Raw genomic sequence first — 24,344 nt, 5'->3', positions numbered from 1 at the left:
GAATGAAGCGTTTACTCTCGATTCTCCTTTGCTTCGTCTCCCTGTCCGTTTTCGCTAACGAACCCGTCGGCGAGGGCGCAAAGGCCGAAGGCTTCAATCCCGGCGAAATGATTTTGCACCACATCGGCGATTCGCACGAGTGGCATTGGCTGGCCACTGATACCGGCAACTTCACCACCTACCTGCCCATCATTGCCTACCGCCCCGGCAAGGGAGTGTCGGTATTTTCTTCTGAGAAAATATCCAACGGCGAAGGCGAAGCCAGCGGCAAAGAATACGATGGCCTGAAGCTCGACCACGAGCACCTCGTGAGTACCGATGGTAGCAAGGTTTACGATTTCTCCATTACTAAAAACGTAGCCGGCCTCATCGGCAGCGCCGTGCTGATGCTCGTGGTGTTTACCGCCGTAGCCAGTGGCTACCGCAAGAACCAAGGCCGCGCTCCCAAAGGCATTCAGTCGTTCTTCGAGCCCATCATCGTCTTCATTCGCGACGAAGTAGCCAAGAAAAACATCGGCCCCAAGTACGAGCGCTACATGCCGTACCTGCTCACGGTGTTCTTCTTCATCTGGTTCAACAACCTGTTGGGCCTCACGCCCGGCGCGGCCAACCTCTCCGGCAACATCGCCGTGACCATGGTGCTGGCCCTGATGACGCTGGTTATCACCCTGGCTTCGAGCAACAAGTACTACTGGGCGCACATCTTCGCCACACCCGGCGTGCCTAAGCCGCTGTTGCCCATCATGATTATCGTGGAGGTGATTGGCATTTTCACTAAGCCTTTCTCACTCATGATTCGTCTGTTCGCCAACATCACGGCGGGCCACATCGTGGTGCTGAGCTTTATCAGCCTGGTGTTCATCTTCAAATCGTGGGCCGTAGCGCCGGTGACGCTGGCTTTCGGCCTGTTCATCAACGTGCTCGAATTGCTGGTGGCCCTGCTGCAGGCGTTCATCTTCACCCTGCTCACCTCGATGTACATCGGCGGCGCGGTAGAGGACCACCACGACGCCGACATGCAAATGGGCTACGACGACGGCTCCTCTTCGGCTCACGTTTCACACTAATCTGACTTAACGGCCGGGTGCCTGCCACCCGCCAACTGGCTGTTTCGGCCAGCCCGTGGCAATCCCCCCCTCCCCGCTGCGGAACTGACGAACTTTTTCATTTCCCCCTTTTTCCAATTTTTATGTTACTCTCTTTGTTTTTGCAAGCAGTTGCCATGGCAGCTAACTACGGTCCTGGTCTGGCTGTAATGGGTGCCGGTATCGGTGCAGGTCTGGTTGCTTTGGGCGTTGGCCTGGGCATCGGCCGCATCGGCGGCAGCGCCATGGATGCTATCGGCCGTCAGCCGGAAGCTTCGGGCAAAATCCAGACGGCCATGATTATCGCCGCCGCGCTGATTGAAGGTCTGGGCCTGTTCGCAGTCGTAGTCTGCGTGCTTATCTGGACGAAACTCGTTTAGCAACGGGCCGGGCTTTGGGCCCGGAAGTAGTTGGAAGCCCGCCGCCCGCTGCTGCAACATGCAGTTGGCGCGGCGGGCTTACCTGCTCCTAATCTGCCTAATTGATTAGTTGACATTTCTTTAAAATACCGTATCCATGCTGCCAGCTTTTTTATCCCCTGAACTCGGCCTGATTTTTTGGCAACTGGTTATTTTCCTGCTGGTTTTGTTTCTGCTGGCCAAGTTTGCTTGGAAGCCGATTCTGCTCGCCCTCAAAGAGCGCGAAGACAGCATCGAAGGTGCCCTGCGCATGGCCGACCAGGCCAAGATTGAGATGCAGCAGCTGAAAGCTGGCAACGAGAAGTTGCTGACCGATGCCCGCCTTGAGCGCGACCGCATGATGCAGGAAGCCACCCAAATGGCCAACCAGCACCGCGAAGCCGAAAAGGCCCGCGCTACCGCCGAAGCCAACACCATCATCCAGCAAGCCCGCGAAGCCATCCAGCAGGAGAAGAACGCGGCCCTAGCCGAAGTGAAAAATACCGCCGCCAAGCTTTCGCTCGACATTGCCGAGCGCATCCTACGCCGCGAGCTGACTGACCCCGCCGCCCAAACGCAGCTGGTCGATTCTTACCTGAAAGACGTAAAATTGAACTAACGCCTGTCATGCTGACGAAGGAAGCATCTTATCACCGCTGCTTTCGTCAGATTTAGCTTACCGAGCGGCGCGAACCTGATAAGATGCTTCGCAAGCTCAGCATGACAACCTCAAAATAATATGGCTGACCAACGAGTAGCGGCCCGCTACGCCAAGTCGCTCCTCGACTTGGGCAAGGAGATGGGCACCCTGAGCGCAGTGAAAGCGGACATGGACCTGCTGAGCAAGACCATGGCCGAAAGCCGCGACCTGCGCCTGCTGCTACGCAATCCGATTGTGAAGCACGACAAGAAGCTGGCCATCCTGAACGCCATCTTCGGTGGGAAGGTATCGGACATGACCCTGCGCTTCTTCACCATCCTGACCAGCAAAAACCGCGAGTCGGCGATTGAAGGAATTGGGCCGGAGTTTCTGGCGCAGTACAACAGCCTGCAGGGTATCCAGTCGGCCGAAGTAACGTCGGCTACGGCGCTCACGCCGGCCGCCCGCGCCGAAATAAAGGCATTGGTGACCAAGCAAACCGGCCTCATCGAGGTGCAACTCAGCGAGAAAGTTGACCCGGAACTCATCGGTGGCTTCGTGCTGCGGGTGGGCGACAACCAGATTGACGACTCCGTGCGGACCAGCCTGCGCAAGCTGCGTACCTCGCTGCAAGAAAATTCTTACCAACAACAACTGTAGGGTGCGGGGCTTGCCCCCGCCCGGCCGATTGAACGACCCGGCTGAGTGTCGTTCTATTTATCGCTCAACGACGGGCGGCTGCGAGCCGCCCCTACAACCCTAATACAAATGGCAGAAGTACGTCCGGATGAAGTCTCCGCAATCCTGCGGCAGCAACTGTCCAATTTCAAGTCCGAAGCCGAGCTGGAAGAAGTTGGCACCGTGTTGCAGGTTGGCGACGGCGTGGCCCGCATCTACGGCTTGAGCAAAGCCCAGGCCGGCGAGCTGATTGAGTTCGAAAACGGCCTGCAAGGGCTGGTGCTAAACCTGGAAGAGGACAACGTGGGTGCCGTGATGCTGGGCGACTACTCGGAAATCCGGGAAGGTGCCACGGTGAAGCGCACCAAGAAAATCGCCTCTATTAAAGTGGGCGAGGGCATTGTGGGCCGCGTGGTGAACACGCTGGGCCAGCCCATCGACGGCCGCGGTCCCATCACGGGCGAGCTGTACGAGATGCCCCTGGAGCGCAAGGCCCCTGGTGTAATCTTCCGTCAGCCCGTAACCGAGCCGATGCAAACTGGCATCAAGTCGATTGACGCGATGATTCCGATTGGACGCGGCCAGCGCGAGCTGATTATCGGTGACCGCCAGACGGGTAAGTCGGCCGTGGCCATCGATACCATCATCAACCAGCGCGAGTTCTTCGAAGCCGGCCAGCCGGTATACTGCATCTATGTAGCCATCGGCCAGAAGGCTTCGACGGTAGCCCAGGTAGTGCAGGCCCTCACCAAGGGCGGCGCGATGGACTACACCGTGGTAGTAGCCGCTTCGGCTTCCGACCCGGCTCCGCTGCAGTTCTACGCGCCCTTCACGGGTGCTGCTATTGGTGAGTTCTTCCGCGACACGGGTCGTCCCGCACTCGTGGTGTACGATGACTTGTCGAAGCAGGCCGTGGCTTACCGCGAGGTGTCGCTGCTGCTCCGTCGTCCTCCGGGCCGTGAGGCTTACCCCGGCGACGTGTTCTACCTGCACAGCCGTTTGCTGGAGCGGGCCGCCAAAATCAACTCCTCGGACGAGATTGCGAAAAACATGAACGACCTGCCCGAGAGCATCAAGCACCTCGTGAAAGGTGGTGGTTCGCTGACGGCGTTGCCCCTGATTGAGACGCAGGCCGGCGACGTATCGGCCTACATCCCGACCAACGTGATTTCGATTACGGACGGCCAGATTTTCCTCGAGACCAACCTGTTCAACTCAGGTGTTCGCCCGGCCATCAACGTGGGTATCTCGGTATCGCGTGTGGGTGGTAACGCTCAGATTAAGTCGATGAAGAAAGTGGCCGGTACGCTGAAGCTCGACCAGGCCCAGTTCCGCGAGCTGGAAGCCTTCGCCAAGTTCGGTTCCGACCTCGATGCCTCGACCAAGCTCACGATTGAGCGCGGCCGTCGCAACCTCGAAATTCTGAAGCAGCCCCAGTACTCGCCCGTGAAGGTGGAGGACCAGGTGGCCATCATCTACGCCGCCACCAACGGCCTGCTCGACACCGTGCCCGTGAACCGCGTGCGTGAGTTTGAGAAGGAGTTTGGCCAGGTGATGAACTCGCGCTACCCCGACGTGCTGAAGGCCCTGAAAGCCGGCAAGTTGGAGGACACGGCCACCAAGGCTATCCGCGAGGTAGCGAAGGACGTCTCGGCGAACTACGCAGTGAAGTAGTCAACTATTAAGTAAGGCCGTCATGCTGAGCGTGCCGAAGTATCTCTACCGCAACAGTAATAAATTGCGCGGTAGAGATGCTTCGACTACGCTTTGCTTCGCTCAGCATGACGTTCAATTAACCGTTATCAATGGCAAGCTTAAAAGAAGTCCGCAACCGCATTCAGTCGGTGAGCAGCACGCAGCAGATTACCAAAGCCATGAAAATGGTGGCGGCGGCCAAGCTGCGTCGGGCCCAGGACAACATCGTGCGGATGCGGCCCTATGCCCAGCGCTTGAATGCCATCCTGACCAACCTAACGCGCAACGCCGACGATGACATCGTGAGCGACTACGGCGTGGCCCGCGAGGTGCGCAAAGTGCTGTTGATTGCCATTACCTCGGACCGTGGCCTGGCGGGTGCCTTCAACACCAATGTGTTTAAGGGCGTGAACGCAGCTATTGCTTCGCGCTACGGCAACTTGCCAGCGACCAGCATTTCGGTGATGGCCATTGGTAAGAAAGCGCACGACTACTACACCCGCAAGGGCAACATCGTTGGCGACTACACCCACGTCTTCGCAAAGCTCTCGTTCGAGACGGTGCGCGAAGCAGCGGAAGTGGCGATGGACGGTTTTCGCAACGGCATGTACGACGAGGTAGTGATGGTGTACAACGAGTTTCGCAACGTGGCCACGCAGATTATCCGGACCCAGCAGCTGTTGCCGCTGGTGCAGGAGGCCGCGCCCGCCACGGCCACGCCGGAGGCGAACGTGGATTACTTGTTCGAGCCCTCGAAAGAGGACATCGTGCAGACGCTGATTCCGCAATCCATCAAGATTCAGCTCTATAAGGCGGTGCTGGAAAGCAATGCCTCGGAGCACGGTGCCCGCATGACGGCCATGGACAAAGCCACCGATAACGCCGGTGAGCTGCTCAAGGCCCTCAAGCTGACTTACAACCGGACGCGTCAGGCGGCCATCACGACCGAGATTCTCGAAATCGTGGGTGGTGCCGAGGCCCTGTCGGCGGGGTAATAGCTGCCCATGCAATTTGCAAGGCCCGTCTCCACAAGGAGGCGGGCCTTTTTGCTTCGTGCGGCACTGTGGCGTCATAGAATCACAGTGCGCAAGAGGCGCTGATAAACCATTTGGCCATAACAATGCTTACGGCCTTATTCTCTAAGCGCACGCTATTAAATTTATGCAGATAGGCATGAGCTCATTCGGTGAAGTTGCCCCCGCCCATGTTGCCGGCCAGGACCACGCCGCCGCCCAGCGCATGCAGGAGCTGCTGGCCATGGGCCAGTTGGCTGATGCCGTAGGACTCGACGTGCTGGCCCTCGGCGAGCATCACCGCTCCGACTTTGTCATTTCGGCTCCCGAAGTTATTCTGGCCGCTGTGGCTGCTACCACCAAGCGCATTCGGCTGAGCAGCGCTGTCACCGTGCTCAGCTCCGTCGACCCGGTGCGCACCTTCCAGAACTTCGCCACCGTTGACCTTATCTCTAATGGCCGGGCCGAGATTATTGCCGGGCGGGGCTCTTTTATTGAGTCGTTCCCGCTCTTTGGGCAGGATTTGCAGGACTATGATTCCCTGTATCTCGAAAAGCTGCAGCTGCTGCTTAAAATCAATGAAAATGAGGTGGTGACGTGGCAGGGGAAGCACCGCGCTGCTATCGAGGCGAGAGGCGTATACCCGCGCCCCGCGCAGCCCAAAATTCCGGTTTGGATTGGCGTAGGCGGCACGCCAGCCTCGGTCATCCGGGCCGGGCAGCTGGGGCTGCCGCTCACCATTGCCATTCTGGGCGGTGCGCCCGCGCAGTACGTACCATTTGCCGAGCTCTACCGCGAATCGGCCCAAAAGGCCGGCCACGATGTGGCCGCACTACAGTTGGCTATCAATTGTCACCTGCACCTGGCCGATACTGCCGAACAGGCCCGCGATGAATTCTTCCCGCCCTACTCGCAGCTCATGAACCGCATCGGCCGCGAGCGCGGCTGGTCGCCGATGGACCGTCGCCACTTCGACTACCTCTGCGGCCCGCAAGGCCCGCTGCTGGTAGGCTCGCCGCAGGATATCATTGCCAAGCTACGCTACCAGCACGAACTGTTCAGCAACACCCGGTTCCTGGCCCAACTCGTTATCGAAGGCATTTCGCATCAGCATGTGCTACGCTCGATTGAGCTGCTGGGCACGCAGGTAGCGCCGGCCGTACGGGCTGCAGTGGCCCAGCCTCAGAATTCGCTTACTATCTTGGAGGCCTGAAAAGAACAAATCTGGCTTATGCTGAATCTGCTGTGGTCTGCGTTGAATCTGCTGCTTTTTGTCAGCCTACTCTACATTCTGTTTCGCGCCGCAAGGCTGGTTCGACAGCACATGGGCTGGGGCTCGCTATTGTTCTTTTTGGTCGCCCTGCTCACCCTGAGCGGCCGGAGCCCTGACACCGCCTCGGCTACGTCCAGAAACCTGCTTTCGCACGAGCCCAAGGAAGCCGGGGCCAATGCCAGCAGCCAACAGGAAATAGCTCTCGGTGGTACTAACAAACTTGTTTTATTGGCCGAGTACCGAATCAATAACGGCATTATTGAGCCGCTCGGTTTGTTCCCGAGCGTATCGGGCATCGTATTGGGGCACACTTGGAAGCCCATTGGTGGCTTCTTACGCCCCACCGGCCCGCAGGTGCAGTACGATGTGGTTGTTCAGCATAAATGGCTTCTGCTGGGTATGGGGGTGTTCGGTCAGATAGAGCAATTCCGCGGCGTCATGCCCTCATCCTTTTAACCCTAAGTCCCCTTTTATCCACAAAAAACGCCTGGCACAATGCCAGGCGTTTTTTTGTGGATAAAAGGAGGCTTGTTTCTAGTAACGGTACAGGTCCGACTTGAACGGACCGTCCACCGTTACCTTAATGTAGTCGGCCTGATGCGTGGTCAATTCGTCCAGCTCCACGCCAATTTTGGCGAGGTGCAGGCGGGCCACTTTCTCATCGAGGTGCTTGGGCAAGGTATACACCTGGTTGGTGTACTGGTCGTTGCGCTCCCACAGCTCGAGCTGGGCCAGCACCTGGTTGGTGAACGAAGCCGACATCACGAACGAGGGGTGGCCGGTGGCGCAACCCAGGTTTACGAGGCGGCCTTCGGCGAGGATAATCACCTCTTTGCCTTCAATTGTATAGATGTCGACCTGCGGCTTCACCGTGTCCTTGGTGTGGCCGTAGTTGCCGTTCAGCCAAGCCATGTCAATCTCATCGTCGAAGTGACCGATGTTGCAGACAATCGCCTTGTCCTTCAGCGAGCGGAAATGCTCTTCGGTAAGGATGTCGCAGTTGCCGGTAGCCGTCACCACGATGTCGGCTTCCTTCACGGCATTGGCCAGTTTTTTCACGGCGTAGCCGTCCATGGCCGCTTGCAGCGCGCAGATAGGGTCAATTTCGGTTACGATAACGCGGGCACCCGCGCCGCTCAACGAGGCAGCGGTACCTTTTCCTACGTCGCCGTAACCGGCCACTACGGCCACTTTGCCGGCCATCATCACGTCGGTTGCCCGGCGGATTGCATCCACGGCCGACTCTTTGCAGCCGTATTTGTTGTCGAATTTCGACTTGGTTACCGAGTCGTTCACGTTGATGGCGGGGAAAGCCAGCGTGCCGTTTTTCACGCGCTCGTACAGGCGCAGCACGCCGGTCGTCGTCTCCTCGCTCACGCCTTTGATGCCGGCGGCCAATTCGGGGTAGCGGTTCAGTACCATGTTGGTGAGGTCACCGCCATCGTCCAGAATCATGTTCAGGGGCTTGCGGTCCTCGCCGAAGAACAGCGTCTGCTCAATGCACCAATCGAACGACTCCTCGTCCATGCCTTTCCAGGCATATACCGGAATGCCGGCGGCGGCAATAGCAGCGGCGGCGTGGTCCTGCGTCGAGAAGATGTTGCACGACGACCACGTTACCTCGGCACCCAGCGCCGTGAGGGTTTCGATGAGTACCGCCGTCTGGATAGTCATGTGCAGGCAACCGGCAATGCGGGCGCCTTTAAAAGGCTGGCTGGCACCGAATTCCTCGCGCAGGCTCATCAGGCCGGGCATTTCGGCTTCGGCGAGGCGGATTTCCTTCCGGCCCCAAGTGGCCAGGTCCATGTCCTTTACTTTGTAAGGAACGTAGGTTTTCGTCGTGGTTTCCAACGTTATGCGGGTTAGTTGATTATATCGCGTTGCAACCACAAAGATACGCGGTTTGTTCGCCTGCGGGCACAAAAAAGCCCACGCGGTCAGGCGTGGGCTTTCGAAACCGGAAAATTGCGTAACTGCGCAGGCAGTGCAGCTTAGTTGTTTGGGATGATAACCGCCTGCGGCTGCTGGGCAATGGGAACGCCGCTACCCGCAATGCCACGAACTACAATGGTATAGGCTTTTCCTTCCAGGTATTTATAGACGCCGGTTCCGGTGCCCGTGCCATCTCCAACGCCTACTACCTGAGGACGAGGGCTTCCGTTGCTCGTAATGCTGAGGTTGAAGACGCCGGCGGTGAGTTTAACAAAGGGGGAAGATGTGCCAAAGGCAACGTCTGGCGTAAGGTCGATGGCCGGCGTGGTGGGCGATGGCGAAGGTGCTGTCAGCCTGATGGGGCTAACGCCTCCGGCAATTAGGTAAACCACTCGTACCTGGGCTTCGCCGGCATTCAAAGGAACCGGAGTATCTGCGACTGAAAGGATACCCAGACTCCCGATGGCAGTTGTGGGCGAATATTCAAACACAGAATAACTCTGGTCTTTGGCGACAGTCAGGGCCTGCGATGGAATCGCCACCTGCGCTCCGTTATTAATGCGAAGCATGGGTGTGCCCGCATTTACCGAAGCGTAGCTGCTACTTTGCCCATAGTTGAGCTGGCTCACCTGTTGGTCATTTATAAATGCCGTGAGGGGGGTGTTGGATGCCGCTGCGGCATGAATGAAGGTAACCCTGCCCATATCGGCTACGGGCGGAGCAGGGGTGTCGGTTTTGCTGCAGGCGGCCAGTGCCAGCACAGAGGCTGCCATTGCAAGGGCCGGGCGACGGAACAAAAAGGAAGTTTTCATGACCAGAATTGGAATGAGGAAAAACAAAGATTGGCCAAAAATAGGCAATAGATAAGGCCTGAACGAGTGGCCAGTACGGTTGGTTGGCCAGAACTGCCAGAATATTCGCTTCAGGGTGGTGGTGGGCCCTCTCGGGGGTAGTTATATTTGTGAATATGCACCACTCCTGTTTGCTGGCTGGCGTGCCGGCTCGAACGCGCGCGACGTTAAGCGCTGCCTTGTTTTTTGCCTCTCTGCTCGGTGCCCGTGCTCAAGAGGCCCCTTCCACCATTCGTCTGCTGCCCGAAGATGCCCAGCGGGGCCTGAACGGCCATCAGCAGAATTTCTATTTCCTGCCGCCCGGCGTAGTGGGCGAAAACTACGTGAACGCTGGTTTCTTTGGTCAGAAGCTGCGCCCACTACTGGCCGGCAACCAGGAAGCCCTCGACCAGCTTGACCTTTATAAGCAGCAGAAAACGAAGTTTCTGATTGACCGCATAGTGGCGGTGGCCTCGTTTGGGGTGTATGGCCAACAAATTTTTGCCCATGGCGACCGGCGATACTTTGACGGTGCCACCCAGCAGGTAGCCATCAGTGTCTTTGCGGCAAGTATTCTCGGTACGCTCTTCATCAATCGTAATACCAACAGCTACTTTCAGCGCGCCGTGGGGGCCTACAACGGTACCAACCACATGGGCCACGGGGCCGTTTGGCCGCGCCTGCGTCCCGCTGGTATCGAAATAGGCCAGGTTAGTACGGGCCAACCTACGCTGGGCCTGCGCTGGGCGGTGCGCTAAGCGCCGCGTTTTTCCGTATACCCTTCGCAATGGACTACCCCTTGCCCGAAGCGGCCCGGCGGTACGTGGCCGCCCACCTGCACGACGACCCCGCCCACCTGGCCCTCCAAGCCCGCCGCCACCCCGGCCTGCCCGTACCTGAGCTCGTGCGCCAGATTCAGGCCCGCCAGAAAGCCCGCGCCAAGCTGCCCGCCTGGGCCGATAACCCCGAGCTTATTTTTCCGCCCGCGCTGTCGGTCGAGCAAGCCTCTTCGGCCCGCACCGCGGCCTTTAAAGCCGCGCTGGTAGGCGGCACACGCCTGGCCGACCTCACCGGCGGCTTCGGGGCCGATTCGGCCGCCTTCGCCGCGTGCGTGGCCCAGGTCGACTATGTGGAGCGCAATGTTGCGCTGGCCGAGGTGGTCCGCTACAATTTCGGCCAGCTCGGTATCGGTAACGTAGCCGTGCATAATGCTGACGCGATGGCTTTTCTGAAGGAAAGCCCGCATCACTACGACTGGTTGTATCTGGACCCCGCCCGCCGCGATACCGCCGCCCGCAAGATTTTTTTGCTGCGCGATTGTGAGCCCGACGTGGTGAAGCTGTTGCCCTTGTTGCTGCACAAGGCCGACAAGGTGCTGCTGAAAACCTCGCCCATGCTCGACATTGAGCATGCCGTGCAGGGCCTGGGTCACGTGCGCCGCCTCTGGGTGGTAGCCGTGGACAACGAAGTGAAGGAGGTTCTTTATGAGTTGGGCCAGGAGCCCGCCGTCGACCCCGAGCGCTACGCCCTGAACCTGCGCCGCGACGGCACCCAGCAGGAATTTCGCCTCAATCGTGCCCGCGAAGCCCGCGCCACCCCGCGCTACGCCGAGGCGCAGCAATTTCTGTATGAGCCCAATGCGGCCGTGCTCAAAGCCGGTGCTTTTCGGAGCATCGGTACCGCTTTCGAGTTGCTAAAATTACATCAGCACAGTCATTTATACACCTCCGTTGTGCTGCGGGAGGATTTTCCGGGGCGCGTCTTCAGAATTCTGGCTGTGGAAAAAGCCGACGGCGCGGCCCTGAAAATTCACCTCGGGCCCGAAGCCCGGGCGCACGTCACTACCCGCAACTTCCCCGATTCGGTGGCCGATTTTCGGCGGCGTACCGGCATCCGCGAGGGGGGCGAGGTGTACCTGTTTGCCACCACCGACCTGCGCGGCCGGCCCGTGGTGCTGGTATGCGAAAAACTAACCCCCTCGGTGCAAACGACCGAATAATTGGTGGCGTGTTCGCACAAATCCAGCTGCCAGCGGTTGAGGCAGGGATGGGCAGGCCTGATACTGGGCGTGCCATTTACCATATTTCATTGCTGTTGATGCGTTTTACCGATAAAATATGCGTTGTTACGGGCGGCACTTCCGGCATTGGCCGGGCCACCTGCGTGCGGCTGGCGGCCGAGGGTGGCACCATCGTCGCCCTGGGGCGCGACCGCGCCGACGGGGCCGAAACCGTACGCCTCATCACGAAAGCGGGCGGCCAGGCGGTGTTCATGGCCTGCGATTTGGTTAAGTCCCGCGCTATTACTGCTACCGTGAATAAGGTGCTGGCCAAATACCAACGCGTCGACGTGCTGGTGTGTGACGCGGCCATGATGACCTTCGACCCGCTCATCGACCTGCCCCTGCCGAAGTGGGATGAGCTGATGCTCGTAAACCTGCGCTCGCTGGTGCAACTCACGCAGCTGTGTCTGCCGCACATGCCCGAAGGCAGCGCCATCGTGGCCATCAGTTCGGTGCACGCATTCCAAACCACCGCCAACGTGGTGCCCTACGCCACCAGCAAAGGCGGCCTCGAAGCCTTTGTGCGCGGCCTCAGCATTGAGCTCGACCGCAAGCAAACCCGCATCAACGCAGTGGCCCCTGGGGCCGTGGACACGCCCATGCTCTGGAGCAATCCCAACGTAGAAAACGGCACCGAGAAAATCGATAAAGCCACCGTGGGCACGCCTGAGGAGCTCGCCGCCGCCATTGCTTTTATGGCCTCGGCCGAAGCTAGCTTCGTGCACGGCACCACGCTGGTCGTAGATGGCGGGCGGCTGGCCCAATTGTAGCGCGGCTGCCAGCAGAACACCCGCTGTGCCGGGCATCTTACCTGGCTACTCCGTTGCGAACGCGGCAATAGCGGTGTTGCCCGACTGCTAATAGCCCGAATTTCCGTAGTTTTGTGCCGCGCCCGCCCGCCGGATTCGGCCCGGCGGGCGCTTGTTTTTTCTATATTCCGCCCTTTTCGCGCTTTTCATGCCCTATCTGTTCACTTCCGAATCGGTTTCGGAAGGCCATCCCGATAAAGTTGCCGACCAGATTTCCGATGCTATCCTCGACGAGTACCTGCGGCAGGACCCCACCAGCAAAGTAGCCTGCGAAACCCTCGTTACCACCGATTTTGCCCTCGTAGCCGGCGAAATCAAGTCCAAGGCCCACGTCGATGCCGAGCCCATCGTGCGCGAAACCATTCGCCGCATCGGCTACGACAAGCCCGAGTACTTGTTCAATGCCGACACCTGCGAGGTGATGAACCGCCTGCACGAGCAGTCGCCCGATATCAACCAGGGAGTAGAGCGCGCCAAGGACGAAGACCAGGGGGCCGGCGACCAGGGCATGATGTTCGGCTACGCCAGCCACGAAACGGCTAACTACATGCCGCTAGCGCTAGACCTCTCGCACCGCTTGTTGCAGGAGCTGGCTGCCATCCGCCGCGAAAAAAGCGACATGCCCTACCTGCGCCCCGATGCGAAAAGCCAGGTAACCATCCGCTACTCCGACGACCACAAGCCGGAGGCTATCGATACCATCGTCATCAGCACCCAGCACGACGAATTTGATGCGTCGGAGAGTGTGATGCTTGACAAAATCAAAGCCGATGTGCTGGCCGTCCTCATCCCGCGCGTGAAAGCTGGCCTGAGCGCCGACGTGCAGGCCCTGTTCACCGACCAGATTACCTACCACATTAACCCTACGGGCAAATTCGTGATTGGTGGCCCGCACGGCGACTCCGGCCTCACCGGCCGCAAAATTATCGTCGACACCTATGGCGGTAAGGGTGCCCACGGGGGCGGTGCCTTCTCTGGCAAAGACTCCTCGAAAGTAGACCGCTCGGCGGCTTACGCGGCCCGCCACATCGCCAAAAACCTAGTGGCCGCCGGCGTGGCCGACCAAGCGTTGGTGCAGGTCGCCTACGCCATCGGCGTGGCCCAGCCCGTAGGCGTGTTCGTGACGACTTATGGCACCATCAAGGCTAAAAATGCCAGCGGTCAGTTGTTGAGCGACGGTGAAGTGGCCGAGAAGGTGAACAAGCTGTTCGACCTGCGCCCCTATGCTATCGTGAAACGCTTCGGCCTGCAAAACCCCATCTTTGCCCAAAGCGCGGCTTACGGCCACATGGGCCGCCAGCCCGGCACCGTGAACGTGGTGATGCCCAACGGCGAAACCAAAACCTTCGAAACCTTTACTTGGGAAAAGCTCGATTACGTGCCCCAGATTAAGGCCGAGTTTGGCTTGAATTAGCAGCTTGCGCTACGTTGCAGGCCGCGAGCATTTTATTGCACGGTGCTAAAAATGAAAGCCCCGGCTGGTATTCCAGTCGGGGCTTTGCTGTTAAGAATGGAGTTAAAAAGAATTGCAGCTTGCAGCTAAGACTAGTGCGTCAGCGCCTTCTCTTTGTGCTTGGTAATCTGGCGGCGTAGGCTTTCGGTGGCGGCGTCGGCGGCGGCTTCGAACGAAGCGGCATCTTCCTGGCTGAAGAGGATGTTGCCAGGTACCAGCAGCTTTATTTCGACGGTTTTGTTCTCGATGCCATCTTTATTGTTGAGACGCATGATGACCTCACCTTCGGTCACCTTGTCGTAAAAAGTTTCCAGCTTATTCAAACGTTGCTGCACAAAATCCAGCAGTTTTTGGTCGGCGTCGAAATGCACCGAATGCATCTGTACTTTCATAAGGTAGGTGATTTTAAGGGTGAACGGTAAATAAAACTCAGGCCCTGGGATGGGCTTGTTTAAATACGGATTTCAGGCGGTCGACGGACAAGTGCGTATACACTTGCGTAGCCGCCAGGCTGGCGTGGCCCAGTAATTCCTTGATGGAATTGAGGTCGGCACCTTTGCCCAGCAGATGGGTAGCAAACGCGTGCCGGAGCGCATGCGGATGCTGCTGCGCCCGCGAAGTGGTAATCTGGCTCAGGTAGCGCTGTACGGTACGGTACACGAATTTCTCGTACATGGCCTCGCCCTTGTCGGTGAGGAGCAGCGGGCCACTCGCGCCAAATTCGCGGGCCCGGCTGGCCTGATATTCTTCAAGCACGCGCAGCAACGTAGGGTTTAGGGGCACGAGGCGCTGCTTGTTCCCCTTGCCGGTAACGCGCACGGTAGCAGCCCCCAGGCTCACATCGTGCGCGTGGATGCCGATGAGTTCCGACAGGCGAATACCGGTGCCGTAAAGCATCTCCAGCACCAGTTGGTCGCGCCGCCCGGCAAAGTCGTCCCCAAAATCAAAGGAATTCAGCAGGCCGTTCAGGGCTTCTTCGGGCACGAACTCGGGCAGTTTCTTGGCCATTTTGGGGGCCGTGATGCGCAGCATGGGATTGGCCGCAATGGCCCCGGTGCGCAACAGAAATTTGTAGTAGGAGCGCAGGCAGGCTACTTTGCGATTCACGGTACGCGGGTCGAGGTTGTCCTGCATTAGCTCGACTACCCAGCCGCGAATGAGTGGGTGCGTCGCCTGCGCGGGGTCGGCCAGCTCGTAGGCCGACTTGAGGTAGGCTGCAAACTGGCCCAGGTCGGTCTGGTACGATACCAGCGTGTGCGGACTGTAGCGCCGCTCAAAGCGCAAAAAATCGAGAAAAGCCTGCATACCGGTCAACAAAATTGCCCGGCGGTTGGGCCGGGCATTCAAGGTAACATTTTTTTAGTTTTCTGCAACCGATTCGCTAGGGTAAGGACGCGAAAAAACCGGCCAGCTAGCTCAGGTGAGCAAGCTGGCCGGTTTTCAGTTCAGAAAACGCGGTGCGAAACCGAAAGGCTATTCGTTATTGTCCTGGCCGTAGGTAGCCAGTTTGTAAACAGCTTTCTGCTTCATCTTACGCTGGGTGATGCTGGGCTTCTGGAAGAAGGTGCGACGACGCAGCTCTTTCAGCACGCCGGTGCGCTCAAATTTCTTCTTGAAACGCTTCAGAGCGCGGTCAACCGATTCGTTGTCTTTGATTTGAACGATAATCATATCAGGGAGTGAGGGAGTTTTCTGAGGAGTGCGGTATAAACCGGGCCGCAAAGATAATCACGGATTCGTCGGATTCAAACAGATTTCACGGATTTTGTAGTCGATTCCCTTTTAGTCCTAATCCGAAAGTATCGCTACGCGGTGTGCAACCCATTGGTGCTCACCTACAAAATCCGTGAAATCTGCTAAAATCCGATAAATCAGTGATTTATTTGAGGAGGGCGCGGGCAATTACCAGTTTTTGAATTTCGCTGGTGCCTTCACCGATGGTGCAAAGCTTGGCATCGCGGTAGTACTTCTCGGCCGGGTAATCCTTGGTGTAGCCGTAGCCGCCGAAGATTTGGACGCCTTCGTTGGCGGTGCGTACGGCAACTTCCGAGGCGTAGAGTTTGGCCATGGCCGACTCCAGGTTTACGTTCTGGCCGCGGTCCTTCATATCGGCGGCGCGGTAGGTGAGCAGGCTGGCAGCTTCCACTTCCGTTGCCATATCGGCCAGCTTGAAGCTGATGCCCTGGAAATTGCTGATGGGCTGGTTGAACTGATAGCGCTCCTTACTGTACTTGGTAGCGGCTTCCAGTGCGCCCATTGCGATGCCCAGGCTGAGGGCTGCGATGCTGATGCGGCCGCCGTCGAGCACTTTCAGGCTCTGGACGAAGCCGTCGCCCACCTTGCCGATAACATTCTCCTTGGGCACTATGCAGTCGGTGAAAATCAGTTCGGTGGTTTCGGAGGCGCGCATGCCCAGCTTGTCTTCCTTGCGGCCGGCTTCGAAGCCCGGCGTGCCACGCTCGACGATGAAAGCTGTCATGCCGTGCGAGTCGCCCACTTCGCCGGTACGCACAATCACCACGGCCACGTTGCCGCTTTTGCCGTGGGTAATGAAATTTTTCGCGCCGTTGATAATGTAGTTCTCGCCGCTCTCATCGAGCACGGCGGTGGTGCGCATGTTGCCGGCATCGGACCCGGTGTTGGGCTCGGTGAGGCCCCAGGCCCCAATCCACTCACCGGAGGCCAGCTTAGGCAGGTATTTCTGCTTCTGCTCCTCTGAAGCGTGCTGGAGAATGTGGCCGGTGCAAAGCGAATTGTGGGCTGCCATGCTCAGGCCAATGCTGCCGTCAATTTTCGAAAGCTCAACAATGGCCGTCACGTACTCGCTGTAGCCGAAGCCGGAGCCGCCGTACTGTACGGGTACTAGCACGCCCATAAGGCCAAGCTCGCCGAGTTTATGAAACACGTCGATGGGAAATTCCTGGCTCTCATCCCATTTCATCATGTTGGGCTTGATGTGCTGGGCACCAAAGTCGCGCACCATCTGCGCAATCATGGTCTGGTTTTCGGTCGCTACGGCTTCCATTTGGGATTTGGGAACAAAGGGTGGGATTTTGATATGACCAACATGCTTACTGCCAAGTAACAGCATTGGGGACACGAAAGTACGATTCCGGCCGTTGGGAACTGGCAAGGGAAAGCGCCATCGGGCGACAATTGTTGAACGGGCGCGGCAAAAGCGTTACTTTTGAGGCTTTTTGGGGGAAATCTGGCCGGTTGCCAACTGAAAGTAGCCGGGGTTTTCATTTGCTACCGTAAATAATAAGGGCTGATGCCGAACTCCTTTTTTCGTTTTTGCCGGGTATTCCTACTGCTGGCACTACCGCTCGGGCTGCTGCTCTCATCGTGCGCTTCCAACCGCTACTACAATCAACGCACGTTGTTCCGGCTCACAGACAGCCAAGGTCGGCAACTCGATAGTACCAAGATGCGAATTGCAGTTAACCGCACGGAGCGTAATTATCGTATTCAACCAAACGACTATCTGGAGGTTCGTGTGAATACCAACAAAGGCGAGCGAATACTCGACCCTAATGGCGAGTTGCAGTTTGGGCAACCAAGTGGTGCGCTGCCCAGCCGCAGCAGCTTACCCAGCACCAGTAGCGGCTCGCAGGGGGGCGGGCGCGGGGCCACAGGAGGCCGGTCGGTGGGGCAGAATGCCGGTAGTGCTACCGCCGGCTCCGAGTTTTTGGTCCAGGCCGATGGCACGGTGGTATTGCCACTCATCAACCGTATAAAGATAAGTGGCTACTCGCTTCTACAGGCCGACAGCGTGCTACAGGTACGCTACGGCGAATATTATAAAGATGCCTTCGTAACTACACGGGTAACGAATAACCGCGTATTTGTGTTGGGGGCGCCGGGCGGGCAGGTAATCACTCTCAACAATGACAATATGAACCTGATTGAGGTGCTGGCCCTAGCGGGTGGGCTCGACGGCGGCGGCGGTGGCCAAGGTGGTGGCGGCGGCGGCGGTTTCTACCGATACGGAGGTAAGGCCAGTAACATCCGCGTCATCCGGGGGGACTTGAAAAACCCTCGCGTGCAACAGGTAGACCTAACTACTCTAGATGGAATGCGGCGAGCCAGCCTGCAGATAGAGCCGAATGATATCATCTATATTGAGCCGGTACACCGCCCGGTACTGGAATCCTTAACGGATGCCGCGCCGATTATCAGCCTTGCCTCACTAACTCTCACGACGACGCTGTTCCTTATTAACCTGTTTAAGTAATAAATGCCGGCTGACGCGATAGTCTTATTCGGTTGCATCGTTCGCCCGGCTTTGGCCGGCACTTTCAATACATATGGCCAACAATGAGAATGCTGAGCTGGAAGAGCTTATCCGAAACGCCACCGGCGGCGTTCCGGGGGGAGGCGTACCTGCGCTAAATCCGGCTGCAACCGAAGGTGATAACGAGGAGGCTAGCTTTGATATTGCGACCCTGGTGCTGGTGGCCCGGCGTAGCTTGCTATGGATACTGCTATTGCTCATATTGGGCGGCACGGCTTCGTGGCTTTACCTGCGCTACACCAAGCCGGTATACAAGTCGTCATCGCTGCTCAAGATTGATGAGCGCAACGAAGGCAGTGCCTTGGGCCTAGCCGGACAAATGGTGCCAGCCGTGGCCGACAAAACGCATAATACCAAGCTGGCTGGGGAAGTTGAGCTTATAAAATCCAATATTATCTACCGTCGCCTGAAGGATTCGTTGGCCCTGGATGTGAACTACTATGTGCAGGGTACAGTATTGGAGTCGGAAATGTATGGAAACTCGCCGTTCAAAATATTATACAAGGTGCGGGACAATAGTGCCTACAACCGGCGGTTCGAGCTAAAATTCGTGGATGCCAAACGGGTAAAGATTGACTATAACGAGCAAAGCCGCCCACAGAGCGTCGAGGTCGCGCTGGGCACCGAAGTAAAGCTTCCGGGCGTTACGCTACAGGTCGTGCCTACAGCGTCTCTCACACCAGAGTCGTTGGAAGATAGCTACCACTTCACCATCCAAGACGATATTTCAGTTAATCGATACTTGAATCAGAATCTGACCGTGGAGATTGTGAATCCGGAGGCCAACACCATCGGTATTTCGTTCAGCGATTTCAACGCGACAAAGGCCCAGGACATCGTGAATAAAATCGACTCGGTGTATTTGGAGGAGAAACTCGCCAGCAAGTCGGAAGCTACCCGGAAGCAACTGCGTTTCCTGGATATGATTTCGGAGGAAAACCGCAACAACCTGCAGAATGCGGAAAATAATTTGCAAAAATTCGTGCAACGCTCGGGCTCTTATGATGTGAAAGCGGAGGTAACGATGCTCGGTACAAAGCTGGAGAAGCTGGAAACCGAACGACTGGAGCTTAATAAGAAGATTGTGTTGCTGGACGAGGTATCGCGCATGGCTAACCAGGACCAGCTCACCCGCGATGAGGGACAGTCGGTGCAGCAGAGCATTCCGGCCTTAGCGACCATTGAGGACCCTTTGCTTGATGGCCAACTGAGCGACCTAAATAACCTGCAGTGGAACCTGCGCCGCTTGAGCCGTTCCTACACTGATAAAACGGAGGCAGTACAAGCCGAGCAGGCCAAGGTGGCATTTGCGCGCAACAGCATTAGGCGCTTGCTAAAGCAAAACCAGCGCCTATTACGCAGCGGCTTGGATGAGTTGAACGCCCAGCAGGCAAAGCTCACCGATGCCATGCAAAAGCTACCGGCCCAAGGAACGGAGCAGGCACGCCTACAGCGTCCGCTGGAGCTGTTTGAAAAGTCTTACCTGATGCTGCTGGATAAAAAGCTGGAATTTAACATCGAAAAGGCCGGAGCCACGCCCGATTTCGATATTCTTTCACCGGCATCGCCGCCATCCGCTCCCATTTCGCCCAACCGGTTGATGGTGTACGCTATTGGCTTGGTCGGAGGCTTGGTACTGGGGCTAGGCCTCGTTGCGGTGCGCTACTTTATGCACAACACCGTGACAAACGTGCGCGAGTTGGAGCGTAGCACCAAAGCATCGGTGCTGGGTATTATCCCGACCTACGACAAGGAAAAGATGGAGGTGTCGCGCCTGGTGGTGGATAAAAACCCGAAGTCGGCCATTTCCGAGTCTATCCGCTCGATTCGAACGAACCTGGATTTTATCAGCTCTTCGAAGAAAAAGCGGTTGATTTCGGTCACGTCGACCATCTCGGGCGAAGGCAAAACGTTCGTGACGGTTAACCTGGGCGGTATCATCGCCCTGTCGGGACAAAAGGTAATTATCCTCGATTTGGACATGCGCAAGCCCAAGGTGAATTTGGCCTTCGGCGCTGAAAATACCAAGGGCATTAGTACCATTCTCATCGAACGGCACGGGGTGCAGGAATGCATCCAGCCGACGAGCATCGATTCGATGCAGTTCATTTCGGCCGGCCCAACGCCGCCTAACCCGTCGGAGCTGATTCTAAGCGCGCAGTTTGATAAGATGATTGAGGAACTGTTTCTGACCTACGACGTGGTTCTGATTGACACGCCACCCGTTGGTCTGGTAACCGATGGTATCCTGATTATGCGCAAGGCGGATATTCCGCTCTACATCGTGCGGGCCGGCTACTCAAACAAATCATTCCTGAAAAACATCAATCGCCTTATCCGGAGTAATAACTTCACCCGGATGTGCACCATTCTCAATGATGCCCAAAGCGGCGGCAGCTACGGCTACGGCTACGGCTACGGCTATGGCTATGGCTACGGGGCTTACGGCCAAGGCTACTACGAAGAGCCGGCGACCAAAACGCTGACGTTTGGCCAAAAAGTGAAAAAGCTCTTTACCTAACGGCTATTCGGATAATGGCTTCGTTTTGGCAACGGCTTTTTGGCGGGGACGCGACTCCGGCCGGCCCGGCGAGTGCACCGGCAGTGCTGGCTATGCTCGGAGCCGACATGCATTCGCACTTGCTGCCCGGCCTTGACGACGGGGCCGAAACCATCGCGCACTCGCTCGACCTGTTGCGGGCACTGCGGGCGCTGGGCTACCGCAAGCTGGTGATGACACCCCATATCATGGGCGACTTCTACAAAAATACACCCGAAGGTATTCGGGCAGCGCTGGCACTGCTGCGCACCGAGGCTACCGAGGCCGGGCTGGGCGATGTGGCGCTTGATTGCGCGGCCGAGTACTACCTCGACGAGTTTCTGGGCCGTAAGCTGGCCGATGGCACCGAAATGCTCACATTCGGCGGTGAGAAGCGCTACCTGCTTTTCGAGACTTCGTACATGAACGAGCCGCTCAACTTCTACGAAATCGTGTTTGAGATGAAGGCCCAGGGCTACCGCCCGGTGCTGGCCCATCCTGAGCGCTATACCTATCTGTACGGGCGCTTTGCCGAGATTGAAAAGATGCGTCGTGAGTATGGTATTCTGCTACAGGTAAACCTGAACTCACTGGCCGGCTACTACTCGCCGGCCGCCAAAAAAATGGCCGAACAGCTGGTCGATAATGGCTTAGTCGATTTCGTGGGCACCGACGCCCACCACCTGCGCCACACCGATACGCTGCTGAAACGCACCTTGCCCCAACCGCACCTGGAAAAGCTGTTGAAGTTGCCGCTGCTGAATAACACGCTTTAAGTAATGGTGAATGGTTGGTGCTAAATGGCCAGGGCAAATCGCATCGGCCATTGACTGCCTTATCAACCATCAACCGTTCATCGTTCATCACTTACTACATGGTTTTCGTTACGGGTGGCACTGGCCTCATTGGTTCTTTTCTGCTGCGGGCGTTGCGGGCCCGGGGGGTGGCCGTGCGGGCGCTGCAACGGGGGGCTATACCGGCCGATGCCGCGCCGGGCGTGGAATGGCTGGCCGGCGACCTGCTTGATACCGAGCAGCTGCGCGTGGCACTCACGTCCGACGTAACGCACGTATTCCACTGTGCGGGGCTGGTGTCGTACGCGCCGCAGGATGAGGACCTGCTGCTGGACGTGAACGTGCAGGGCACTGCCGCCATGGTCGATGCCTGCCTGGAGCGGCCTGGCATCCGGCTGGTGCACGTGTCGTCGGTGGCCGCACTGGGTGGGCCGGCGGCGGGCGTACTGCCCGGTCCCGATGGTCGCACCGCAGTAACGGAAACCGCCACCTGGGACTTAGGGGCCGCGCACCCAGCCTACGCCACTTCCAAATACCTGGGCGAGTTGGAAGTGTGGCGCGGTGTGGCCGAGGGCCTGGATGCCGTGATGGTGAACCCCTCGGTGGTGCTGGGGCCCGGCGACTGGCACCGCAGCAGCACCCGGCTGCTACGCTACGCCTACCAGCAGCACCGTTTTTACACGCGGGGCCTGTTGAATTTTGTGGACGTGCGCGACGTGGTGGCCCAACTGCTGGCGCTGGGCTTCGACCAGCCCGAGTTGCGCGGCGAGCGGTACATTCTCAGCGCGGAAGCGGTACCGCTGGGCGATTTCTTTCGAGCGGCGGCGGTGGCCATGCAGCGGCGCGCACCGTCAATGGCCATACCCGACTGGGCGGCCGAGGCCATCTGGCGGCTCGAGCATGCCCGGGCCGTGCTCACGGGGGCGCGGCCGCTAATTACCCGCGATACAGCCCGGGCCGGCCGGCAACCAGTGGTGTACAGCCACGCCAAAGTGCAAAGCGCTACCGGGCTGGCATTCCGGCCGTTAGCCGATACGCTGGCGTGGTGTGCGGCCGGGTTGGCCGAAAAAGCCCCCGCTTCCGGGGCGGTTGTCGTATCTTAGCTAGAACCGGATTGCACGGTTTTGCCCAATAATTGTTATCATTGATATAAGAGTGAAGCGGAGTACTGCCAGGCGTGAATTCGTCGGGCAACCGCTCGATGCCGAGGCATTGGTTTCATTCTTCGATTACTCCTCTTAACCGCGGAATTATGCGCATGAACGAACATTTTGAGAACCCCCGCGCCGTGCTGGACACCGTACGCCGTTTCGAGCGCATGCTAGCCCAGCAGGAGTCCGTTTTCTTCGACCTTGAAGACTTCGAAAACATCATCGACCATTACGTTACCGGAGCTGAGTTCGATAAGGCCCTGCAGGCCTGCGAAGCGGCTTTGGGCCAGTATCCTTTCTCGACGGAGCTGCTGATTGACCGTGCCCAAGTAATGGCCATGCGTGGCGATTACACCGAAGCTGAGCGCCAGATTGACGCCGTAGCGGCTCTTGACCCCACCAACGCCGATGTGGCCGTGACGCGCGGCATTATCAGCACGCAGCGGGGTGAATTTGCCGAGGCGGTGGCCTTTTTCCGGGCCGGTTTGGAGAAGGAGCCCGAGCGCGAAGACATTCACTTTAACCTGGGCCTGGCTTTCCAGAGCTGGCAAAAGTTCAAGAGCGCGGCGAAGCACTACAAGCAAAGCCTGCGCCTGAACCCTGACAATGAAACCGGCGTGCAGGAGCTACTGCACTGCCTCGATATTACGGCCCGGCTGGAAGAGCACGAAGACTTCTTCAAGCAGTTTACCGACGACGACCCGTACTCGGCCACGGCCTGGTACAACCTAGGCCAGTATTGGTACCGCCGCGAGGATTTTGCGAAGGCCGTGGAGTCCTTCGATTTCGCCGTCACCATTCAGGCCGACTTCTATGATGCTCACCACTGGCTGGCCGATGCCTTCGTCTGCCAGCAGGAGTACCGCAAGGCCATTCCGGAGTTTGAGTTGGCCTATCCCACTGGTGAGCCTACCGATGAGGCCCTGTGCAACATTGGCGAGTGCTACGAAAAGCTGCGCGAGTGGGAACCCGCCCGCAAGTACTATCGCCAGGCCCTGGAGTTGAACCCTAATATGGATGAGGCCTGGTTTGGCCAAGGCGTGCTGTTGCAGGAGCAGGAACGCTGGTTCGAAGCTATTCACTTCTTCCGCAAGGCCACCGAGCTTTATGACCAGAGCGGCGAGTATTGGTCGGCGCTGGGAGCGGCCGAAAACCAGGTGGGCAACGTGGTGAGCGCCCTCGAAGCGTACGAGAAAGCAACCGAAGTAGCTCCCGACGACGTACAGGCCTGGGTTAGCTGGAGCGCCATTCTCTACGACCAGGGCCACTTTGGCGAGGCCGTGGACTTGGTGCGCCACGCGGTGGAATTACACCCGCACGAAGCTCATTTCCACTACATGCTGTGCGCTTATCTGCTTGCCGATGGCCGCATGCGTGAAGCCTATGAAACCCTCGAAACGGCCCTCACGCTCAACTATGAGCAGCATGTGCTGCTGTTCGACTACTTCCCCCAGCTGCGCGAGCAGCCCGGTTTGAAGCGCCTGATTGAGCAGTTTCGGAAGTAACGTATTGGGAAAACCCGCTGCTGTGAGCATGTGAAAATGGATTGTGGGCTTCCTTCTCGAGGTGCCACAGCATGGTAAGCACTACTTTTGTAACCGCCTGCGCCTGCGCAGGCGGTTTTTTTGTGGCCTGGTCAACCCCGCTAAAATCGGAGCTCTCCTTTTCACATTTTTACATCAGCCCACATTTTACAGT

The 24,344-nt window shown here is 57.9% G+C and carries 23 protein-coding genes; 17 read left to right on the top strand and 6 right to left on the bottom strand.

Features of this window, described 5'->3' with window-relative positions:
* The first annotated feature begins 2 nt into the window (after positions 1 to 2).
* From atpB to ABIB44_RS06055, 8 genes are all read left to right on the top strand, one after another.
* Positions 3 to 1,067, top strand: coding sequence for a F0F1 ATP synthase subunit A (atpB, locus tag ABIB44_RS06090; RefSeq protein ID WP_354583744.1), 1,065 nt, complete (start codon positions 3 to 5; stop codon positions 1,065 to 1,067).
* Between the two features lie 122 nt (positions 1,068 to 1,189).
* The gene (gene atpE, locus ABIB44_RS06085; protein WP_168671467.1) at positions 1,190 to 1,465 is read left to right on the top strand and encodes an ATP synthase F0 subunit C; all 276 of its coding nucleotides are present in this window, start codon (positions 1,190 to 1,192) and stop codon (positions 1,463 to 1,465) included.
* A 136-nt stretch (positions 1,466 to 1,601) separates the two neighbouring features.
* A complete protein-coding gene (gene atpF, locus ABIB44_RS06080; protein ID WP_354583743.1) occupies positions 1,602 to 2,102 on the top strand; it encodes a F0F1 ATP synthase subunit B in 501 nt (166 codons plus the stop codon).
* Between the two features lie 120 nt (positions 2,103 to 2,222).
* Positions 2,223 to 2,783, top strand: a complete 561-nt coding sequence (gene atpH / locus ABIB44_RS06075; protein ID WP_354583742.1) for an ATP synthase F1 subunit delta — start codon at positions 2,223 to 2,225, stop codon at positions 2,781 to 2,783.
* Positions 2,784 to 2,891: 108 nt separating this feature from the next.
* Positions 2,892 to 4,475, top strand: a complete 1,584-nt coding sequence (gene atpA, locus ABIB44_RS06070) for a F0F1 ATP synthase subunit alpha (protein WP_354583741.1) — start codon at positions 2,892 to 2,894, stop codon at positions 4,473 to 4,475.
* A gap of 131 nt (positions 4,476 to 4,606) precedes the next feature.
* On the top strand, positions 4,607 to 5,491 hold the full coding sequence (atpG, locus tag ABIB44_RS06065) for an ATP synthase F1 subunit gamma (protein WP_354583740.1): 885 nt from the start codon (positions 4,607 to 4,609) through the stop codon (positions 5,489 to 5,491).
* 178 nt (positions 5,492 to 5,669) lie between these two features.
* Complete coding sequence (locus ABIB44_RS06060) at positions 5,670 to 6,722, top strand: LLM class flavin-dependent oxidoreductase (RefSeq protein WP_354583739.1); 1,053 nt, start codon at positions 5,670 to 5,672, stop codon at positions 6,720 to 6,722.
* An 18-nt stretch (positions 6,723 to 6,740) separates the two neighbouring features.
* A complete protein-coding gene (locus ABIB44_RS06055; RefSeq protein WP_354583738.1) occupies positions 6,741 to 7,238 on the top strand; it encodes a hypothetical protein in 498 nt (165 codons plus the stop codon).
* 78 nt (positions 7,239 to 7,316) lie between these two features.
* Here ABIB44_RS06055 and ahcY read toward each other — a convergent pair whose 3' ends face one another.
* On the bottom strand, positions 7,317 to 8,633 hold the full coding sequence (ahcY, locus tag ABIB44_RS06050) for an adenosylhomocysteinase (RefSeq protein ID WP_354583737.1): 1,317 nt from the start codon (positions 8,631 to 8,633) through the stop codon (positions 7,317 to 7,319).
* Between the two features lie 140 nt (positions 8,634 to 8,773).
* Complete coding sequence (locus ABIB44_RS06045; protein WP_354583736.1) at positions 8,774 to 9,526, bottom strand: DUF4397 domain-containing protein; 753 nt, start codon at positions 9,524 to 9,526, stop codon at positions 8,774 to 8,776.
* Positions 9,527 to 9,744: 218 nt separating this feature from the next.
* Here ABIB44_RS06045 and ABIB44_RS06040 point away from each other — a divergent pair, with 218 nt between their 5' ends.
* The 4 genes from ABIB44_RS06040 (at position 9,745) to metK (ending at position 13,829) form a co-directional block, all read left to right on the top strand.
* Complete coding sequence (locus ABIB44_RS06040) at positions 9,745 to 10,302, top strand: hypothetical protein (protein WP_354583735.1); 558 nt, start codon at positions 9,745 to 9,747, stop codon at positions 10,300 to 10,302.
* A gap of 29 nt (positions 10,303 to 10,331) precedes the next feature.
* A complete protein-coding gene (locus tag ABIB44_RS06035; RefSeq protein WP_354583734.1) occupies positions 10,332 to 11,543 on the top strand; it encodes a class I SAM-dependent methyltransferase in 1,212 nt (403 codons plus the stop codon).
* Between the two features lie 98 nt (positions 11,544 to 11,641).
* A complete protein-coding gene (locus ABIB44_RS06030; RefSeq protein ID WP_354584426.1) occupies positions 11,642 to 12,376 on the top strand; it encodes an SDR family NAD(P)-dependent oxidoreductase in 735 nt (244 codons plus the stop codon).
* A 187-nt stretch (positions 12,377 to 12,563) separates the two neighbouring features.
* Positions 12,564 to 13,829 (top strand): methionine adenosyltransferase, encoded by a 1,266-nt coding sequence (metK, locus tag ABIB44_RS06025; protein ID WP_354583733.1) that lies wholly within the window; start codon positions 12,564 to 12,566, stop codon positions 13,827 to 13,829.
* Positions 13,830 to 13,960: 131 nt separating this feature from the next.
* Here the strand turns inward: metK and hpf are convergent, their stop codons facing one another.
* The 4 genes from hpf to ABIB44_RS06005 form a co-directional block, all read right to left on the bottom strand.
* Complete coding sequence (hpf, locus tag ABIB44_RS06020) at positions 13,961 to 14,260, bottom strand: ribosome hibernation-promoting factor, HPF/YfiA family (protein ID WP_354583732.1); 300 nt, start codon at positions 14,258 to 14,260, stop codon at positions 13,961 to 13,963.
* 37 nt (positions 14,261 to 14,297) lie between these two features.
* A complete protein-coding gene (locus ABIB44_RS06015) occupies positions 14,298 to 15,173 on the bottom strand; it encodes a tyrosine-type recombinase/integrase (RefSeq protein ID WP_354583731.1) in 876 nt (291 codons plus the stop codon).
* 168 nt (positions 15,174 to 15,341) lie between these two features.
* A complete protein-coding gene (gene rpsU / locus ABIB44_RS06010; protein WP_241936782.1) occupies positions 15,342 to 15,539 on the bottom strand; it encodes a 30S ribosomal protein S21 in 198 nt (65 codons plus the stop codon).
* Between the two features lie 208 nt (positions 15,540 to 15,747).
* Complete coding sequence (locus tag ABIB44_RS06005) at positions 15,748 to 16,893, bottom strand: acyl-CoA dehydrogenase family protein (RefSeq protein WP_354583730.1); 1,146 nt, start codon at positions 16,891 to 16,893, stop codon at positions 15,748 to 15,750.
* A 246-nt stretch (positions 16,894 to 17,139) separates the two neighbouring features.
* Between ABIB44_RS06005 and ABIB44_RS06000 the strand changes: the two genes are divergently transcribed.
* From ABIB44_RS06000 to ABIB44_RS05980, 5 genes are all read left to right on the top strand, one after another.
* A complete protein-coding gene (locus ABIB44_RS06000) occupies positions 17,140 to 18,102 on the top strand; it encodes a polysaccharide biosynthesis/export family protein (protein WP_354583729.1) in 963 nt (320 codons plus the stop codon).
* 73 nt (positions 18,103 to 18,175) lie between these two features.
* Entirely contained in the window at positions 18,176 to 20,683 is a 2,508-nt protein-coding gene (locus ABIB44_RS05995; RefSeq protein WP_354583728.1) for a polysaccharide biosynthesis tyrosine autokinase, read from the top strand.
* A 107-nt stretch (positions 20,684 to 20,790) separates the two neighbouring features.
* Positions 20,791 to 21,477 carry a tyrosine-protein phosphatase gene (locus ABIB44_RS05990; protein ID WP_354583727.1) on the top strand — a complete coding sequence of 229 codons (687 nt, stop codon included), beginning with the start codon at positions 20,791 to 20,793 and terminating at the stop codon, positions 21,475 to 21,477.
* Between the two features lie 50 nt (positions 21,478 to 21,527).
* Entirely contained in the window at positions 21,528 to 22,598 is a 1,071-nt protein-coding gene (locus ABIB44_RS05985; protein WP_354583726.1) for an NAD-dependent epimerase/dehydratase family protein, read from the top strand.
* A gap of 155 nt (positions 22,599 to 22,753) precedes the next feature.
* Entirely contained in the window at positions 22,754 to 24,151 is a 1,398-nt protein-coding gene (locus ABIB44_RS05980) for a tetratricopeptide repeat protein (protein WP_354583725.1), read from the top strand.
* The last annotated feature ends 193 nt before the right edge of the window (positions 24,152 to 24,344 follow it).

The organism is Hymenobacter sp. UYCo722, assembly GCF_040547115.1.
Taxonomy (GTDB): Bacteria; Bacteroidota; Bacteroidia; order Cytophagales; family Hymenobacteraceae; genus Hymenobacter.
This window is presented reverse-complemented; position numbering and strand designations above follow the sequence as displayed.

What these genes read in the sequence shown, in the direction of transcription:
- ABIB44_RS05990 (WP_354583727.1), top strand. Translation starts at nt 20,791, where the DNA reads ATGCATTCGCACTTGCTGCCCGGCCTTGACGACGGGGCCGAAACCATC.
- ABIB44_RS06005 (WP_354583730.1), bottom strand. Translation starts at nt 16,893, where the DNA reads ATGGAAGCCGTAGCGACCGAAAACCAGACCATGATTGCGCAGATGGTG.
- ABIB44_RS06055 (WP_354583738.1), top strand. Translation starts at nt 6,741, where the DNA reads ATGCTGAATCTGCTGTGGTCTGCGTTGAATCTGCTGCTTTTTGTCAGC.
- ABIB44_RS06035 (WP_354583734.1), top strand. Translation starts at nt 10,332, where the DNA reads ATGGACTACCCCTTGCCCGAAGCGGCCCGGCGGTACGTGGCCGCCCAC.
- ABIB44_RS06045 (WP_354583736.1), bottom strand. Translation starts at nt 9,526, where the DNA reads ATGAAAACTTCCTTTTTGTTCCGTCGCCCGGCCCTTGCAATGGCAGCC.
- hpf (WP_354583732.1), bottom strand. Translation starts at nt 14,260, where the DNA reads ATGAAAGTACAGATGCATTCGGTGCATTTCGACGCCGACCAAAAACTG.
- ABIB44_RS06000 (WP_354583729.1), top strand. Translation starts at nt 17,140, where the DNA reads ATGCCGAACTCCTTTTTTCGTTTTTGCCGGGTATTCCTACTGCTGGCA.
- ABIB44_RS05995 (WP_354583728.1), top strand. Translation starts at nt 18,176, where the DNA reads ATGGCCAACAATGAGAATGCTGAGCTGGAAGAGCTTATCCGAAACGCC.
- ABIB44_RS06060 (WP_354583739.1), top strand. Translation starts at nt 5,670, where the DNA reads ATGAGCTCATTCGGTGAAGTTGCCCCCGCCCATGTTGCCGGCCAGGAC.
- rpsU (WP_241936782.1), bottom strand. Translation starts at nt 15,539, where the DNA reads ATGATTATCGTTCAAATCAAAGACAACGAATCGGTTGACCGCGCTCTG.
- atpB (WP_354583744.1), top strand. Translation starts at nt 3, where the DNA reads ATGAAGCGTTTACTCTCGATTCTCCTTTGCTTCGTCTCCCTGTCCGTT.
- atpF (WP_354583743.1), top strand. Translation starts at nt 1,602, where the DNA reads ATGCTGCCAGCTTTTTTATCCCCTGAACTCGGCCTGATTTTTTGGCAA.
- ABIB44_RS06030 (WP_354584426.1), top strand. Translation starts at nt 11,642, where the DNA reads ATGCGTTTTACCGATAAAATATGCGTTGTTACGGGCGGCACTTCCGGC.
- ABIB44_RS05980 (WP_354583725.1), top strand. Translation starts at nt 22,754, where the DNA reads ATGAACGAACATTTTGAGAACCCCCGCGCCGTGCTGGACACCGTACGC.
- atpE (WP_168671467.1), top strand. Translation starts at nt 1,190, where the DNA reads ATGTTACTCTCTTTGTTTTTGCAAGCAGTTGCCATGGCAGCTAACTAC.
- atpA (WP_354583741.1), top strand. Translation starts at nt 2,892, where the DNA reads ATGGCAGAAGTACGTCCGGATGAAGTCTCCGCAATCCTGCGGCAGCAA.
- atpH (WP_354583742.1), top strand. Translation starts at nt 2,223, where the DNA reads ATGGCTGACCAACGAGTAGCGGCCCGCTACGCCAAGTCGCTCCTCGAC.
- atpG (WP_354583740.1), top strand. Translation starts at nt 4,607, where the DNA reads ATGGCAAGCTTAAAAGAAGTCCGCAACCGCATTCAGTCGGTGAGCAGC.
- metK (WP_354583733.1), top strand. Translation starts at nt 12,564, where the DNA reads ATGCCCTATCTGTTCACTTCCGAATCGGTTTCGGAAGGCCATCCCGAT.
- ABIB44_RS06015 (WP_354583731.1), bottom strand. Translation starts at nt 15,173, where the DNA reads ATGCAGGCTTTTCTCGATTTTTTGCGCTTTGAGCGGCGCTACAGTCCG.